This is a genomic window from Leifsonia sp. Root1293, from assembly GCF_001425325.1.
GTDB lineage: Bacteria > Actinomycetota > Actinomycetes > Actinomycetales > Microbacteriaceae > Orlajensenia.
In genome coordinates this window covers 1,037,413-1,052,430 of record NZ_LMEH01000001.1, presented here as the reverse complement: position 1 = coordinate 1,052,430, position 15,018 = coordinate 1,037,413, and the positions used below count along the sequence as shown (strand labels likewise).

11 protein-coding genes are annotated in these 15,018 nt (G+C 68.6%); 5 read left to right on the top strand and 6 right to left on the bottom strand.

Features of this window, described 5'->3' with window-relative positions; translation table 11 throughout:
• Positions 1-80 precede the first annotated feature (80 nt).
• Positions 81-752 (top strand): hypothetical protein, encoded by a 672-nt coding sequence (locus ASC59_RS04835; RefSeq protein ID WP_055818935.1) that lies wholly within the window; start codon positions 81-83, stop codon positions 750-752.
• Positions 753-855: 103 nt separating this feature from the next.
• On the opposite strand, the gene ASC59_RS04830 is transcribed toward ASC59_RS04835, so the two are convergent.
• The 6 genes from ASC59_RS04830 to ASC59_RS04805 form a co-directional block, all read right to left on the bottom strand.
• The gene (locus tag ASC59_RS04830; RefSeq protein WP_055818932.1) at positions 856-2,505 is read right to left on the bottom strand and encodes an FAD-binding dehydrogenase; all 1,650 of its coding nucleotides are present in this window, start codon (positions 2,503-2,505) and stop codon (positions 856-858) included.
• 92 nt (positions 2,506-2,597) lie between these two features.
• The gene (locus ASC59_RS04825) at positions 2,598-3,104 is read right to left on the bottom strand and encodes a globin (RefSeq protein WP_082513397.1); all 507 of its coding nucleotides are present in this window, start codon (positions 3,102-3,104) and stop codon (positions 2,598-2,600) included.
• Positions 3,105-3,110: 6 nt separating this feature from the next.
• A complete protein-coding gene (locus tag ASC59_RS04820) occupies positions 3,111-4,184 on the bottom strand; it encodes a mechanosensitive ion channel family protein (RefSeq protein WP_082513396.1) in 1,074 nt (357 codons plus the stop codon).
• 12 nt (positions 4,185-4,196) lie between these two features.
• Positions 4,197-6,785 (bottom strand): aminopeptidase N, encoded by a 2,589-nt coding sequence (gene pepN, locus ASC59_RS04815; RefSeq protein WP_055818929.1) that lies wholly within the window; start codon positions 6,783-6,785, stop codon positions 4,197-4,199.
• 67 nt (positions 6,786-6,852) lie between these two features.
• Positions 6,853-9,414 (bottom strand): aminopeptidase N, encoded by a 2,562-nt coding sequence (pepN, locus tag ASC59_RS04810; protein WP_055818926.1) that lies wholly within the window; start codon positions 9,412-9,414, stop codon positions 6,853-6,855.
• Positions 9,415-9,547: 133 nt separating this feature from the next.
• The gene (locus ASC59_RS04805; protein WP_055818924.1) at positions 9,548-11,032 is read right to left on the bottom strand and encodes an SDR family oxidoreductase; all 1,485 of its coding nucleotides are present in this window, start codon (positions 11,030-11,032) and stop codon (positions 9,548-9,550) included.
• Positions 11,033-11,182: 150 nt separating this feature from the next.
• Here ASC59_RS04805 and ASC59_RS04800 point away from each other — a divergent pair, with 150 nt between their 5' ends.
• The 4 genes from ASC59_RS04800 to ASC59_RS04785 all read left to right on the top strand — a co-directional run bounded on the left by ASC59_RS04800 (position 11,183) and on the right by ASC59_RS04785 (position 14,906).
• A complete protein-coding gene (locus ASC59_RS04800; RefSeq protein ID WP_055818921.1) occupies positions 11,183-11,725 on the top strand; it encodes a ribose-5-phosphate isomerase in 543 nt (180 codons plus the stop codon).
• Positions 11,726-11,730: 5 nt separating this feature from the next.
• Positions 11,731-12,705: an Fpg/Nei family DNA glycosylase gene (locus ASC59_RS04795; RefSeq protein WP_055818919.1), complete on the top strand. Its 975-nt coding sequence runs from the start codon at positions 11,731-11,733 to the stop codon at positions 12,703-12,705.
• A gap of 72 nt (positions 12,706-12,777) precedes the next feature.
• Positions 12,778-13,410 carry an FMN-binding negative transcriptional regulator gene (locus ASC59_RS04790; protein WP_055818916.1) on the top strand — a complete coding sequence of 211 codons (633 nt, stop codon included), beginning with the start codon at positions 12,778-12,780 and terminating at the stop codon, positions 13,408-13,410.
• Complete coding sequence (locus ASC59_RS04785) at positions 13,407-14,906, top strand: amidohydrolase (RefSeq protein ID WP_055818914.1); 1,500 nt, start codon at positions 13,407-13,409, stop codon at positions 14,904-14,906. Before ASC59_RS04790 ends, ASC59_RS04785 begins: the two co-directional genes overlap by 4 nt.
• Positions 14,907-15,018 lie beyond the last annotated feature (112 nt).

Genomic DNA, 15,018 nt, shown 5'->3' with positions numbered 1-15,018 from the left:
CAACCTCGTGTTCGTGTCGCGCGGAGTGGGGGCGCACCGATGCGAGGCGGGGCCCATCCCTCCGGTAGTTTAGAGGGCAGATGAGCCAGTCATTCCTTCTCGCCGATCGCCCGAGCGTCGGCGACCTCACCACCTACCTGTCCCGAGCCTCTCGCGTGGAGGACGGTTCCGTGCGCCTGATCGCGGGCTCGGGCGTGCTCGCCGTCTACACGGCGATCCTCTACCCCCGCGGCCTCCTCGACGAGACGCCGACCGTGCTCGGACTGCGCACCTTCGCGCTGGCCGACTCCGGCTCCTTCGACGCCGTCGTTCCGAGCCGATCGCTGCTCGACCGGCTCGCCCGCGTCGAGGGCGCAGGTGGCGACGGCCCGGCCGAGATCGGCGTGCCGCACGAGGTCGGCAGCGTCACGTGGGCCGGTATCTCGCCCCCGCGCGGCGGGTGGCACCCTCAGGGTTCGACGGATGCCGTGCACCTCGAACTCGCCGCCCACGCCGGCATCGCCGAGATCGCCGACGCCGTGCCGACGGGCACGGGCGAACAGCTCGTGACCCGTGCCCGCGCCGAGGTGTGGGGTCGCCCCATCGATGGCCTCGAGCACGTTCCGGCCGGGGCGGCGTTCGCGGCCCTCAGCCTGGGCTTCCTGCACGCCGACGACCCCGTGAACGTCTTCGAGACCGGACCCTGGACACGCCTGACGTCGACCAGGGGTCACGTGCTGATCCGTCGCAAGGCCTGGTCGCTCAAGGGCTGAGCGATCATGGCCGGTCGCTGAGGCCCGGGCGCAGGCCGCGGTCGAAGCGCTCACGCTGCGCTTCGGACGGTCGCTGCGCTGGGCCCTCAGCGAACGTGGCCGCCTAGAGCCGCGCGACCGCCCGCCCGGCCTGCCGGCCGGTGAACAGGCATCCGCCGAGGAACGTGCCCTCGAGGGCGCGGTAGCCGTGCACCCCGCCACCGCCGAACCCGCTGGCCTCGCCAGCGGCGTAGAGGCCCCTGATCGGTGAGCCGTCAGCTCCGAGAGCCTGACCGTCGAGGTTCGTCTGGATGCCGCCCAGGCTCTTGCGCGTGAGGATGTGCAGCTTCACGGCGATGAGCGGACCGGCAGCCGGGTCGAGGATGCGGTGCGGACTGGCCACCCTGATGAGCTTGTCGCCCCGGTACTTGCGGGCGCTCCGCAGGGCGTTGACCTGCGCGTCCTTGGAGAACTCGTTGTCGAGCTCCCGGTCTCGGGCGGTGATCTCGCGCTCGATGCCGGCGACGTCGAGTTCGACGTCCGGCGACAGCTTCCTCATGCCCACCAGGAGCTCGGGCAGGGTGTCGGCCACCACGAAGTCGACGCCCTTCTCCTTGAACGCCTCGACCGGGCCCGGGGCCCCCGCCTTCACGCGCTGCGCGAGAAGCCTGAGGTCCTTCCCGGTGAGGTCGGGGTTCTGCTCGCTGCCCGACAGGGCGAACTCCTTCTCGATGATCTTCTGGGTGAGCACGAACCAGCTGTAGTCGTGTCCGGTGGCGACGATGTGCTCCAGCGTTCCGAGGGTGTCGAAGCCCGGGAACAGCGGCCCCGGGAGACGCTTGCCCTCGGCATCGAACCAGAGCGACGACGGTCCCGGCAGGATGCGGATGCCGTGCTTGTCCCAGATCGGAGCGTAGTTCGTGATGCCCTCGGTGTAGTGCCACATGCGATCGCCGTTCACGAGGCGTGCACCGGCCTGCTCCGTGATGCCCAGCATGCGCCCGTCGACATGCGCGGGGACGCCCGAGAGCATCGTCGCCGGCGGCTCGCCCAGGCGCTTCGGCCACTGCGCCCGCACCAGGTCGTGATTGCCGCCGATACCGCCCGATGCGACGATGACGGCAGGGGCCTCGAACCTGAACTCGCCCACGACGTCGCGATTGCTGGGCTCCCCCCGGTCTGCGGCATCCGGAGCCAGGATCGCCCCGTGCACTCCGACGACCGCGCCGTCGTCGACGATGAGGCCGTCGACACGATGACGGTGCCGGATGCGGACGAGTCCAGCTGCTTCACCCGCCTTCACGCGATCGGCGAACGGCGCCACGACGCCGGGTCCGGTGCCCCAGGTGATGTGGAAGCGGGGGACCGAGTTGCCTGGACCCACCGCGCCATAGCCGCCGCGCTCCGCCCAGCCGACGACCGGGAACCAGCGCACGCCCATGCTGTGCAGCCAGGCTCGCTTCTCGCCGGCCGCGAAATCGAGGTAGGCCTCTGCCCACCGCCTGCCCCACTCGTCCTCGTCGCGATCGAAGCCAGCCGAGCCGAACCAGTCCTGGGCAGCGAGGTCGCGAGAGTCCTTGACCCCCATGCGCCGCTGTTCGGGGGAGTCGATGAGGAAGAGACCGCCGAACGACCACCACGCCTGGCCTCCGAATGATGCAGCGGGTTCCTGCTCCACGAGGATCACCTTCTTGCCTGCGAGCACCAGTTCGGCGGCTGCGGTCAGACCGGCGAGGCCGGCTCCGACCACGATGGCGTCGGCGGATTCAGACATGTGGCTCCTTCGTCACAGGTGGTGCAGGTGGGTGGTGCTGCTGGGTGGTGCCGGTGCGGTGGGGGGGGGGGTGCCGTGTCGGTCGTTCGACCTCAGTCGTCGAAGGTGTTGACCATCGCGAAGGCCGCGCGTTCGAGATAGTCCCACAGAGTGGCGTCGTCGAGCGGCGACAACGCCAGAGTGTCCACGGCGTGTCGCATGTGGAGGAGCCATCGGTCGCGGGCATCGGGGTTCACCTTGAACGGCTGGTGGCGGAGGCGCAGCCGCGGATGCCCGCGCTGGGCGCTGTAGGTGCCGGGTCCTCCCCAGTACTGCTCGAGGAAGAGCGTGAGGCGTTCCTCGGCCGGGCCGAGGTCCTCCTCCGGGTACATGGGCTTCAGAACAGGGTCGGCGGCGATGCCGAGATAGAACTCGTGCACCAGCTTCTGAAAGGTGGGTCGGCCGCCGATCTGCTCGTAGAAGGTCGGCACGACTCCGGGGCCGTTCTCGCCGTCGCGGAGGTGCACTGAAGCGGGGACGCCGACTGGTGCGGCCGATGGCTCGGCAGCGGGCGCAACGGAGGGGGTGGCGCGATCGCCCGGTCGGGTGGCGTCGGTCATGGCGGATCAGCCCTCGGGATTCACGGTCGGCGGGGTCGGCGGGGACTCCGGAGGCTTCTTCGGAGCGCGCACCCTGCGGGGCAGCCGGGGTGCGGTGTTCTTGTTCGCCGGAATGGTCTCGAGGGGCTTGGTGCGCGGAGGCTTCGCGCCCTTCACACTGGCAGCACCGTCGAATCCGGTCAGCACGATGCTGTTCAGCGACGGGAGCTTGACGCCCATGGCGTCGAGGGCCTTCTTCAAGCGCATGCGCAGTTCGCGGGACACGTCGTCCTTGGCCGAGGTGCGCACCTTGACGACGATCCTGATGACGACGGCTTCGGCGGAGATCGATTCCATGCCCCACAGCTCGGGCTTCTCGAGCACGCGGCTGCGCCACTTCGGCGTCGCGGCGAATTCCAGCGCCGTCTCGAGCATCGCCTTCTCGACCGCCTCGACGTCGGCCTCGTAGGGCACGGCGAGGTCGATGATCACGCGGGCCCAGCCCTGCGACATGTTGCCGACGCGCAGGATCTCACCGTTCCGAACGAACCAGAGCGTGCCGTTGACGTCCCTGATCTGCGTGATCCGGATGCCGACGGCCTCGACGATCCCCGTCGCCGGCCCCGTGTCGACGACGTCGCCGACGCCCAACTGGTCCTCCATGACCATGAAGATGCCGTTGAGGGCATCCTTCACGATGTTCTGCGCACCGAAGCCGAGACCGGCGCCGATCGCAGCGGAGAGCAGGGCGAACGAACCGAGGATGCTCGGGCTGATCGTGCTCACGATCATGAGCACGGCCACGATGAAGATCGTCACGTTGACGACGTTGCTGAGCACGGAGCCGAGAGTGCGGGTGCGCTGCACGATGCGCACGGCGGCGAGAGGCGATGCCGCTGCTATCGCCTGCGTGTCGTCGCTCGCCTGCCCCTTCTTGGCACCGGTGACGATGCGGTGCACCACCTTCTCGATGACGAAGTGCAGGATCCACCGCAGCAGCAGCGCCCCGATGACGATGGCGACGACGGCGATCGTCTTCGCCGTGAATTCCGCCCAGAATGCTGCGCTGAACGTATCCCAGAACTCTGTCCACCAACTCATAGGTGCGCCAGTCTAACGAGCGTCCGACGCGCTGATCTGGGCGTCCTCTGAACGCGCTGCGGCGTCGGCCCGCTGTGCGACGAGTGCACGGTCGAGCTCGGATGCCAGTTCACGGATGCGGCGAACGAGAGCCGGTGGCCCGTCGTTCTCGGCCAGCCAGGCGCGTGCGGCGGTCGCGAGTTCGGGCGTGATTAGCGCAGAGGGGAAGAGGCGCACGACGATGAGCTCGGCCATCGTGTAGCTGCGCTCAGCCCACAGGCTCTGCAGCATCTCGAAGTACGGCTCGATGCTGTCCTCGAGAAGCGATGCCGGCCGGGAACGCCCCCATCCGGTGGCGATGGCACGCGCCATGTCGTTGGACAGGGTGGGGTCTGTGGCGACCTGCGTCCAGGCTGCGTGCTTGCCATCGAGATCGGGGCGGGCGGCGCGGGATGTCGCCGCGAACTGTCGGCCTTTGGCCGTGTCGTCCGAGGCGAGCGCGTGATCGATGTCGGCATCCGTGGCCGCTCCGCCCGCTGCCAGGGCGATCACGAGCTCCCAGCGCAGGTCGGTGTCGATCGTGAGTCCCTCGAGTGCCACGGAGCCGTCGAGCAGGCTGGCGAGGATGTCGAGGTGCGGAGCCGTCGAGGCGATGCGGATGAAGCTCGTGACGAACTGCAGCTGCGCATCCGACTCCGCCTCGGCGAGCACGGTGAGCGCCCAGAGGGCGTCGCCGCAGTCGGCGGCCACCTGCTCGGCCGCCGCCGGTTCGACGTAGCGCTCGAGGGCGAGCTCGAGCCTGGTGAGGGCCGTGCCGCGGGCCGCGGACTGGGTCTCGTGCGAGATGTTCCCCAGCACGAGGCGCACGAAGTCGCCCGCCGGCGTTTCGCCGTCGCGCGTCGTGTCCCAGACGGCACCCCAGATGAGTGCGCGGGCCACCGGATCCTGGAGGTCGCAGAGGTGGTCGACCGCCGTGAGCAGCGAGTCATCGTCGAGACGGATCTTGGCGTAGGTGAGATCGTCGTCGTTCACCAGCACCAGCGCCCCGCGGTGAACGCCGACGAGCTCGGGAACGTCGGTGCTGGCACCGTCGATGTCGATCTCGACGCGATGGGTCCGGGCGAGCACCCCCTCGGTGTCCAGGTCGTAGATGCCGATGGCGAGTCGGTGCGGGCGCAGCGTCGGGTGGTCGTCCGCCGCGGTCTGCACGACGGAGAACGCCGTGAACCGGCCGTCGGCATCCGTCTCGAATTCGGCACGAAGCGTGTTGACGCCGGCTGTCTCGAGCCACAGGCGCGACCAGTTGGTCAGTTCCCTGCCGCTCGAGACCTCGAGTTCATCGAGCAGGTCGCGCAGGGTCGCATTGCCGCCGCCGTGGGTGCGCAGGTACATGCCGATTCCGGCATAGAACGCATCCAGCCCCACCCAGGCCACCAGCTGCTTCAGGACCGAGGCGCCCTTGTCATAGGTGATGCCGTCGAAGTTGACCTCGACGTCCTCCAGGTCGTTTATCGTGGCGACGATCGGGTGGGTGGACGGCAGCTGATCCTGCATGGCCGCGCGCGTCTTGTCGACCGAGGTGAATGTCGCCCAGGCGTCGGTGAACTCGGTGACGGATGCCGCCGCGATCGTACTCGTCCAGGTGGCGAAGGACTCGTTCAGCCAGAGGTCGTTCCACCACTTCATCGTGACGAGGTTGCCGAACCACATGTGGGAGAGCTCGTGCAGGATCACGACGGTGCGCTGCTGCCTCCGATGCTCCGAGACCTTCGAGCGGAACAGGTACGACTCGTTGAAGGTGACGGCGCCGACGTTCTCCATCGCACCCCAGTTGTACTCGGGCACGAAGATCTGGTCGTACTTGTCGTAGGGGAAATCGACGCCGTAGCTGCGCTCGTAGTAGTCGAGTCCTGCGCGCACGGTCTGGAACATGACCTCAGGGTCCGCATATCGCGCAAGGGAAGCACGGGTGAACAGGCCGAGCGGGATTCTGCGGCCGTCGGGGAGCTCTGCGACATCGCGCCACACGGCGTAGGGGCCGGCGATGATCGCCGCGATGTAACTCGAGATGACAGGACCGGCCGGGAATTCCCACACGGCTGTGCCGTCGGCGACCCCGGCGTCGGGCAGCGGCGTCGGCGCGTTGCTCAGCACCTGCCAGACATCGGGGGCCGTGATCGTGAACTGGAAGGTGGCCTTGAGGTCCGGCTGGTCGAAGACCGCGAACACCCGATTCGCCTCGGCGACCGCGAACTCCGTGTACAGGTACACCGCGTCATCGACGGGATCGACGAATCTGTGCAGTCCCTCGCCGGTGTTGGTGTACGCGGCATCCGACACCACTCGCAGCACGTTCTCCGCCTGCAGGTCGTCCAGCCGGATGCGGGTGCCGTCGCCCAGCTCGACGGGCAGCGAGACACCGTTGAGCTCGATGGCGTGGATCACCCGGGTGGAGGCCTCGATGAAGGTCGAGGCCCCCGGGGTGGCGTCGAAGCGCACGTGCGTCTCGCTGCCGAACACCTCCGGGCCACGGGTCAGGTCGAGTGCGACCGCGTAGTCGTGCACCCGCACGACGGAGGCTCGCTCCTCGGCTTCAGTGCGGGTCAGGTTCGCAGCGGGCAAGGGCGTGCCTTCCGTCGGTGGTGGTGAAGTGGTCGTGCGTCGGATCGGCCTGAGCCGAGCGCCGTGATCAGTCGGTGATGGCGTCTCGGGCCTGGGCGGCCAGAGCGCGCTCCACTCCGGCGAGGTTCTCGATCACCAGTCGGCGCAGCGCCGGGATGTCCGGGTTGGCGTCGAGCCACGCACGAGTGGCATCGACGAGCTCCTGGTTCGCCAGCCCGGCCGGGTAGAGGCCGTCGACGAGTCGTTCAGCGATGGCATAGCTGCGGCGGTCCCAGATGCGGCCCAGCATGTCGAAGTACTGCGGAACGAAGGGAGCGAGCAGGCTCGTGTCCTCGGCCCGCTGGAATCCGAGGCCCGTGGTGCGCACGATGGTGTTCGGAGCCGTGTCGACCTCGACCAGGGAGTCCCAGGCCGCCTGCTTCGCCTCCGACGTCGGGATGGCGGCCCGGGCGTGAGCGGCCGACTGGGCGCCCGTCGCCGTGTTGTCCTCGGCGAGGCGGGCGTCGATGTCGGCCGACCCCGCTCGACCGGCGGCGACGAGGGCGATGAGCAGCTCCCAGCCGAGGTCGGTGTCGATGTCGAGCCCGTCGAGAGTGGACTCACCGGTGAACAGCGACTCGAGGTCGCCGATGTGCGATGACGACTCCGCGATCGAGGCGAAGAACTTCACGAACTGGAACTGCGCGTCACTGCCGGCCTCAGCCTGCTGCGCGAGCGACCAGAAGGTGTCGGCGAGGGCAGTGATCGTTTCGGGACGGTGACTCGGATCGGTGTACGCGGATGCCGCCAGCACCGCCTGCCCGAGCACGATCCGCAGGGTCGTCGACTCGGTCTCCGAGGCGATGTTGCCCAGCACGAGGCGCACGAAGTCGCTCGCCGACACTTCGGCATCCCGGGTGGCGTCCCAGACCGATGCCCAGACCAGCGAGCGTGCGAGCGGGTTCTCGAAGGCGTGCAGGTGCTCGAGCGCGACAGCGAGCGAGGCGTCGTCGAGACGGATCTTCGCGTAGGCGAGGTCGTCGTCGTTGAGCAGCACGAGGTCGGGCCGGGCGAGGCCGACGAGCTCGGCGACCTCGGTGCTGGCGCCGTCGACGTCGAGTTCGACCCGGTGCGTGCGCACCAGCTTCTCGTCCTGCAGTGAGTAGAAGCCGATGGCGAGCCTGTGCGGGCGGATGGTCGGGTACGCCTCTATGGCGGTCTGCTCGATGGCGAACGCCGTGATGGTGCCGGCGTCATCCGTGTCGATGGCGGCGCGCAGCGTGTTGACGCCGGCGGTCTCCAGCCAGAGCTTCGCCCAGCCGGACAGGTCGCGGCCGCTCGCGGTCTCGAGCTCGGCGAGCAGGTCGGCGAGGGTGGTGTTCCCCCACTGGTGCTTCTTGAAGTAGGCGGCGACGCCCGAGAAGAACGCGTCGATGCCCACCCAGGCCACGAGCTGCTTCAGCACCGATCCGCCCTTGGCGTAGGTGATGCCGTCGAAGTTGACCAGCACGTCCTCGAGGTCGTTGATGGTCGCCACGATCGGGTGGGTCGACGGCAGCTGGTCCTGGCGGTAGGCCCAGCTCTTCTCCATCGAGTTGAAGGTGGTCCAGGCCTCGTGCCACTCGGTGGCCTCGGCCGTCGCGATGGTCGATGCCCACTCGGCGAACGACTCGTTGAGCCACAGGTCGTTCCACCACTTCATGGTCACCAGGTCGCCGAACCACATGTGGGCGAGCTCGTGGAGGATCGTGACGACGCGACGCTCCTTGATCGCATCCGTCACCTTCGATCTGAACACGTAGACCTCGGTGAAGGTCACGGCGCCTGCGTTCTCCATGGCGCCGGCGTTGAACTCGGGCACGAAGAGCTGGTCGTACTTCGTGAACGGGTAGGCGTAGTCGAACTTCTCCTCGAAGTACGCGAATCCCTGGCGGGTCTTCTCGAAGATGTAGTCGGCGTCGAGGAACTCGGCCAGGCTCTTGCGGCTGAAGATGCCGAGCGGAATGGTGCGGCCGTCGCGGCTCGTGAGTTCGCTGCGGACGACGGAGTACGGGCCGGCGATGAGTGCGGTGATGTAGCTCGAGATGCGGTGAGTCGGCTCGAACGCCCACGTCCTGGCGTCGACCGAGGCGTCGCCGGAGGCATCCGTGGGCTCAGGCGTCGGAGAGTTCGACACGACCTCCCAGTGCGCCGGCGCGGTCACGGTGAAACGGAAGGTCGCCTTGAGGTCGGGCTGCTCGAACACTGCGAACATGCGACGCGAGTCCGGAACCTCGAACTGGCTGTAGAGGTACACCTCCCCGTCGACGGGGTCGACGAAGCGGTGCAGGCCCTCGCCGGTGTTCGTGTAGACGGCGTCGGCGACGACGGTGAGCTCGTTCTCGGCTGCGAGGCCGTCGAGCTGGATGCGCACACCGTCGCTGACGACCGCGGGGTCCAGGGCGGTTCCGTTGAGGGTGACGGAGTGCACGGTGCGGGTGATGGCGTCGATGAAGGTCGAGGCGCCCTCCGTCGCGCTGAAGCGCACCGTGGTCTCGCTGCGGAACGTCTCATCGCCCGTGGTCAGGTCGAGGGTGACGTCGTAGCTCTCGACGGCGACGATGCCGGCGCGCTCCTCGGCTTCGATACGGGTGAGGTTCTCTCCGGGCAACGGTGCCTCCTGCGGCGTGTGAAGGGAGTGGGGAATCGGATCGTGTCCGAGTATCCAGCCTAATCACCAGCACCGCCGATGCGGTCACCGGCAGCAGTGGATACCGTGACCGCTCAGCCTCTCCGCCGCCGGTTCACCAGTCGGAGCGCTTGTAGTCCTTGAGGAAGACGCCGGTGATGTCCTCGCCGGCCTCGCCGCGCACGATGGGGTCGTAGACGCGGGCAGCGCCGTCGACCAGGTCGAGGGGAGCGTGGAAGCCCTCCTCGGCGAGCCGGACCTTGGTGGGGTGCGGACGCTCATCGGTGATCCACCCGGTGTCGACGCTGGTCATGAGGATGCCGTCTGAGAGCATCTCCTTGGCGCTGGTGCGGGTGAGCATGTTGAGGGCGGCCTTGGCCATGTTGGTGTGCGGATGCCCCGGCCCCTTGTAGCCGCGACCGAACACGCCCTCCATCGCCGAGACATTGACGATGTAGGTGCGCCTGGCATCGCTGGCCGCCAGCGATGGCCGCAGGCGGCTCACCAGGATGAACGGGGCCGTGGTGTTGCACAGCTGCACCTCGAGCATCTCGAGCGGGTCGACGTCTTCGACGTTCGCCACCCAGCTGTTGGTGTGGTGCAGGTCGGGAACCAGGCCGCCGGCATCGATGGCCGTGCGATCGGCGAGCTTCGCCAGCGAGCTGGAGCCCGGAGCGAGGGCGAGAGCCGTGAGATCGTCGGCCGTCATGGTTCCCGAGAAGATGCCGGAGGAGAGGATCGGGTGGCTCGCGACCGAGTCGGCGAGGGCGAGCGGATGCGCGTCGTTCGTGTGGCCGAAGCTCACGATCTCGGGCAGCGGTCCGTCGGGAAGCGGCGATGCCTCGGCGTCGACCAGCGGGGAGTACGCCCCGGGGGAGCGACGCACGGTCTGGGCGGCATTGTTGATCAGGATGTCGAGCGGGCCCTGAGCTGCCACGTCGTCCGCGAGCGCGATGACCTGCGCCGGGTCACGGAGGTCGATGCCCACGATGCGCACGCGGTGCAACCATTCGGCTGAATCCGGCATGGCGGCGAAGCGGCGTGCGGCGTCTCGGGGGAAGCGGGTGGTGATCGTGGTGTGCGCCCCGTCACGCAGAAGGCGCAGCGCGATGTACATGCCGATCTTCGCCCGACCACCGGTGAGCAGCGCACGCTTTCCGGTGAGGTCGGTGCGGGCGTCGCGCTTGGCGTGGCTCATGGCAGCACAGCTCGGGCAGAGCTGGTGGTAGAACGAGTCGACCAGGGTGTAGCGCTCCTTGCAGATGTAGCAGGGACGCGCCACCTGCAGCTCGCCTGCGGAGCGGGCATCGGTTCCGCTCACGAGGTCGGCTCCGCGGGTCTCGTCATCGATGCGGGTGGGGGCGCCTGTCGCCGTGGCCGCGATGACCTGCCTGTCGGCGTCGGCGATGACCCGGCGCTTCTCCGCCCGGCGGGTCACCTTCACCGATTTGAACATCTTGGCTGTCGCTCGGCGCACCGTGTCGAAGTCGGGATCGTTCTCATCGAGGTCGCTCAGCGCGGCGAGCACGCGGAGGGTCGTCTCGAGTTCGGCCGGGTCGATCTTCGGCGCGGAATCAGGGAACGAGGGGGCGGAGGGCATCCGTGGATTCTATCGCGGGGCGTCCGAGAGAATGCTGCGCGCGCCCCCTGCTCGTCGAAGGTGGGGGAGTGCATCGACGGCGACAGCGTCGACGCCTCCGGCGAGCGGAGTGCGGCGTCATGCGCTTCCGTCGTCAATACACTGGATCCCATGCGCATCCACATCGCCACCGATCACGCCGGTCTGGACTTCAGCAAGCACCTCGCCGACCACCTCTCCGCCGCCGGGCACGAGGTCGTCGACCACGGACCGACCAGCTACGACGCGCTCGACGACTACCCCTCGTTCTGCATCAACGCCGCCATCGCCGTCGCGCGTGACCAGCGCGCCGGCGTCCAGACCCTCGGCGTCGTGTTCGGCGGATCGGGGAACGGCGAGCAGATCGCCGCGAACAAGGTCGCCGGCATCCGTGCCGCCCTCGTCTGGAACCTCAGCACCGCTCAGCTCGCACGTCAGCACAACGACGCCAATGTCATCTCGATCGGTGCTCGTCAGCACACCGTCGAGGAGGCGACGAGCTTCATCGACGCCTTCATCGCCGAGCCGTTCTCGGGCGAGGAACGCCACGCGCGTCGCATCGCGCAGTTGGCCGAGTTCGAGGCGACCGGCGTGATCGCCGGCAAGTACGTTGCCGCTCAGAACGACGCCCTGGCCGATGCCCACGCCGACGTCGACACCGCCGACCTGGCGTAGCGCCAATGCCCGAGGGCCACTCCGTCCATCGCATCACCCGGCAGTTCGCCCGCAACTACCTCGGCAGGCCGGTCACGGTCTCGAGCCCGCAGGGCCGGTTCGCGGCTGATGCCGCCCTCATCAGCGGTCGCACTCTGGTCGACGCACGTGCTGTGGGCAAGCAGATGTTCCTCGAGTTCGACAACGGTCTCTGGCTGCGCGTGCACCTCGGAATGTACGGCGCCTGGGACTTCTCGGGGGAGATCCAGCTCGACGCCACCATCGCATCCGCCAACGGCCGCATGGGACAGACGAACCAGCGCGGCACGATCCTCGACTCCGCCGGCGAGAACTCGCTGCATTCGATCGGCGCCCCGCGACGAAGCCGGGTGCGCATGTCGGAGTCGGAGAAGCCGGGCGAACTCACCGGCACCTTCCCGCCGGAGCCCGTGGGCCAGGTGCGGGCACGCCTGCTGACGGACAGCGTCTGCGCCGACCTGCGGGGACCGACGGCATGCGAGGTGATCGACTCAGCCCGGGTGGCCGAGGTCATCGGCAGGCTCGGGCCGGATCCGCTCAACGACGACGAGGTCGAGTCCGAGGAGCGGTTCACGACGACGGTGCTGAAGAAGCCGACGCCCATCGGTCTCCTCCTCATGGACCAGTCCGTGGTGAGTGGAATCGGCAACGTCTACCGGGCTGAGATGCTCTTCCGCGCGAGGCTGAACCCCCACACACCGGGCAGGCTCGTGCCGGAGGAGACCGTGCGGGGGCTCTGGCGTGACTGGGTTCACCTGCTCCGCATCGGCGTCGAGACCGGTCAGATGATGACCATGGACGGGCTCGACGGGGTCTCGTACCGCAACGCCATGGCCAACCGCGCCGACAGGCACTGGGTCTACAAGCGCGAAGGCCTGCCGTGCAGGGTCTGCGGAACGAACATCGTGCTCGAGGAGATGGGCGCCCGCAAGCTCTACTGGTGCCCGCGGTGCCAGGCGTGAGCGGCGGCCGGTCGTGAGCGTCGGCCACGCCCTCACCCGGGCGAACCCGACCGTCGATGGAAGAAGAACAGCATGAGAGCGAACCCGAGCTTCCTGCTCGCGAGCGACGAGGTCGTGAAGCGCCTCATCCGCGAGAATCCCTGGGCAACCATCGTCTCTCGAACGGATGCGGGCGAGCTGGTCGCGTCGCACTACCCGATCGTTCTCCGCGAGGACCTCGACGGTATCGTCGTCGAGAGCCACGTCGGGCGGCCGGACGAACAGCTGCACGAACTCGGCCGCCACGAGGTTCTCATCGTCGTGCAGGGCCCCCACGGCTACATCTCGCCGGGCTGGTACGACGGGGGACCGGCCGTTCCGACCTGGAACTTCGTCGTGGCCCACCTCCACGGAACTCCCGAGATCCTGTCCGACGCCGAGAACCTCCAGGTGCTCGAACGGCTCGTCGATCACTTCGAGGATCGGATGCCGGAACCGTTCCGGATGAACCGGACGCTCGAGAACGCCGCCTACGCTGAGCGCATCGTGGTCGGCACCGTCGGATTCCGCATGAAGGTCGACAGTTTCGTCGCGAAGGACAAGATGAGCCAGAACCGCCCGCCGGCCACGGTCGACCGCATCATCGACGAGCTCGAGAACGGGTCGGTGTACACGAACCGAGAGCTGGCACGCGAGATGCGCCGTGCCCGTGGAGAGACCGTATGACGCTCGTGCTCGCCGGGGGCCGCATCCTGGGATCCGACGCCGCTGTCGACATCGTGATCGACCACGGCGCGATCGCGGCGATCGTGGCCGGAGGCTCGGCACGCGCACATGCTGCTGGGTCGCCGGATGCCGTCGGGCAGGTCGAGCACGTCGAGCACGTCGAGCACGTCGACCTCGACGGCCGCGTCGTCCTGCCCGGCCTGTGGGACAACCACGTGCACTTCACGCAGTGGGCCCTGACCTCCCGAAGACTCGACCTGTCGGCCGCGACCTCTGCCGCCGAGGTGGTGGCGCTCGTCGGGGAGCGCATCGCCGAGGGGGCGAGCGAGGTCATCGGGTTCGGCTTCCGCGACGGCCTGTGGCCGGAAGCGCCGACTGCCGCGCTGCTCGATGCCGTGGCGGCATCCGTGCCCGTGGTGCTGGTCAGCGGTGACCTGCACAGTGCCTGGCTCGATTCCTCCGCCCTTGCGCTGCACGGATTCGGCGGCCACCCGACAGGGCTTCTCCGCGAGGACGACGCCTTCGCCGTCGTGCGTGCCCTCGACGACGTGCCGGAGGAGGTCCTCGACGCGTGGGCGCGCGAAGCCGCGTCCGCTGCCGCAACGCGCGGAGTCGTGGGCATCGTCGACCTCGAGATGACGTGGAACCGCGACGTCTGGCTCCGGCGCATCGCCGGCGGCCTCACCGACCTGCGCGTGGAGTTCGGTGTCTACCGCCAGCACCTCGACGATGCCGTGGCGGCAGGGCTGCGCACGGGCGACCTCGTGCCCGGTGGCGATGGCCTGCTCGAGGTCGGTCCGTTCAAGATCATCACCGACGGCTCCCTCAACACCCGTACCGCGTTCTGCTTCGATCCGTACCCGGGTCTCCACGGCGCCGAGGCCCTCGGTCTGCTCACGGTGTCACCCGACGAGCTCGTTCCCCTGCTCGCGACGGCTCGCGATGCCGGACTGCGCCCGGCCGTCCACGCCATCGGAGACCACGCCAACGCCCTCGCGCTCGACGCCATGGAGGCCGTCGGCGTCCACGGATCGATCGAGCACGCCCAGTTGCTGACGGAATCGGATGTCGCACGCTTCGCACCCCTCGGGGTGACGGCCAGCGTGCAGCCCGAGCACGCCATGGACGATCGCGACGTGGCCGAGCGGTACTGGGCCGGTCGCACCGAGCGCGCCTTCATGCTCCGCAGCCTGCTCGACTCGGGTGCCACCCTCGCGCTCGGCTCCGACGCTCCGGTCGCGCCGCTCGACCCTTGGGTGACCATCGCCGCCGCCGTGGGCCGCACCCGCGACGGACGGGAGCCGTGGCACCCCGAGCAGTCGATCACCGTGGAGGAGGCTGTCGCAGCGTCCACCCGCAACAGGGTCGAAGTCGGACAGCCCGCAGACCTCGTGATCGTCGACGCCGATCCGACGACAGCATCCGTCGAAGCCCTCCGTGCCTTCCCGGTGGCAGCCACCATCCTCGCCGGTCGCTTCACCCACCGCGCCCTCTGAGCTCTACTGCCGGCGGCATCCGGTCGCCGACCGAACGTGCCCGACGTTTGCAGGACCAGAGCGAGGATGTGCCGCTGGGAGAGGTCATCGACGGCGTCATCCTGTGAACGCA

What these genes read in the sequence shown, in the direction of transcription:
- ASC59_RS04790 (WP_055818916.1), top strand. Translation starts at nt 12,778, where the DNA reads ATGAGAGCGAACCCGAGCTTCCTGCTCGCGAGCGACGAGGTCGTGAAG.
- ASC59_RS04825 (WP_082513397.1), bottom strand. Translation starts at nt 3,104, where the DNA reads ATGACCGACGCCACCCGACCGGGCGATCGCGCCACCCCCTCCGTTGCG.
- ASC59_RS04830 (WP_055818932.1), bottom strand. Translation starts at nt 2,505, where the DNA reads ATGTCTGAATCCGCCGACGCCATCGTGGTCGGAGCCGGCCTCGCCGGT.
- ASC59_RS04835 (WP_055818935.1), top strand. Translation starts at nt 81, where the DNA reads ATGAGCCAGTCATTCCTTCTCGCCGATCGCCCGAGCGTCGGCGACCTC.
- ASC59_RS04805 (WP_055818924.1), bottom strand. Translation starts at nt 11,032, where the DNA reads ATGCCCTCCGCCCCCTCGTTCCCTGATTCCGCGCCGAAGATCGACCCG.
- ASC59_RS04785 (WP_055818914.1), top strand. Translation starts at nt 13,407, where the DNA reads ATGACGCTCGTGCTCGCCGGGGGCCGCATCCTGGGATCCGACGCCGCT.
- ASC59_RS04800 (WP_055818921.1), top strand. Translation starts at nt 11,183, where the DNA reads ATGCGCATCCACATCGCCACCGATCACGCCGGTCTGGACTTCAGCAAG.
- ASC59_RS04795 (WP_055818919.1), top strand. Translation starts at nt 11,731, where the DNA reads ATGCCCGAGGGCCACTCCGTCCATCGCATCACCCGGCAGTTCGCCCGC.
- ASC59_RS04820 (WP_082513396.1), bottom strand. Translation starts at nt 4,184, where the DNA reads ATGAGTTGGTGGACAGAGTTCTGGGATACGTTCAGCGCAGCATTCTGG.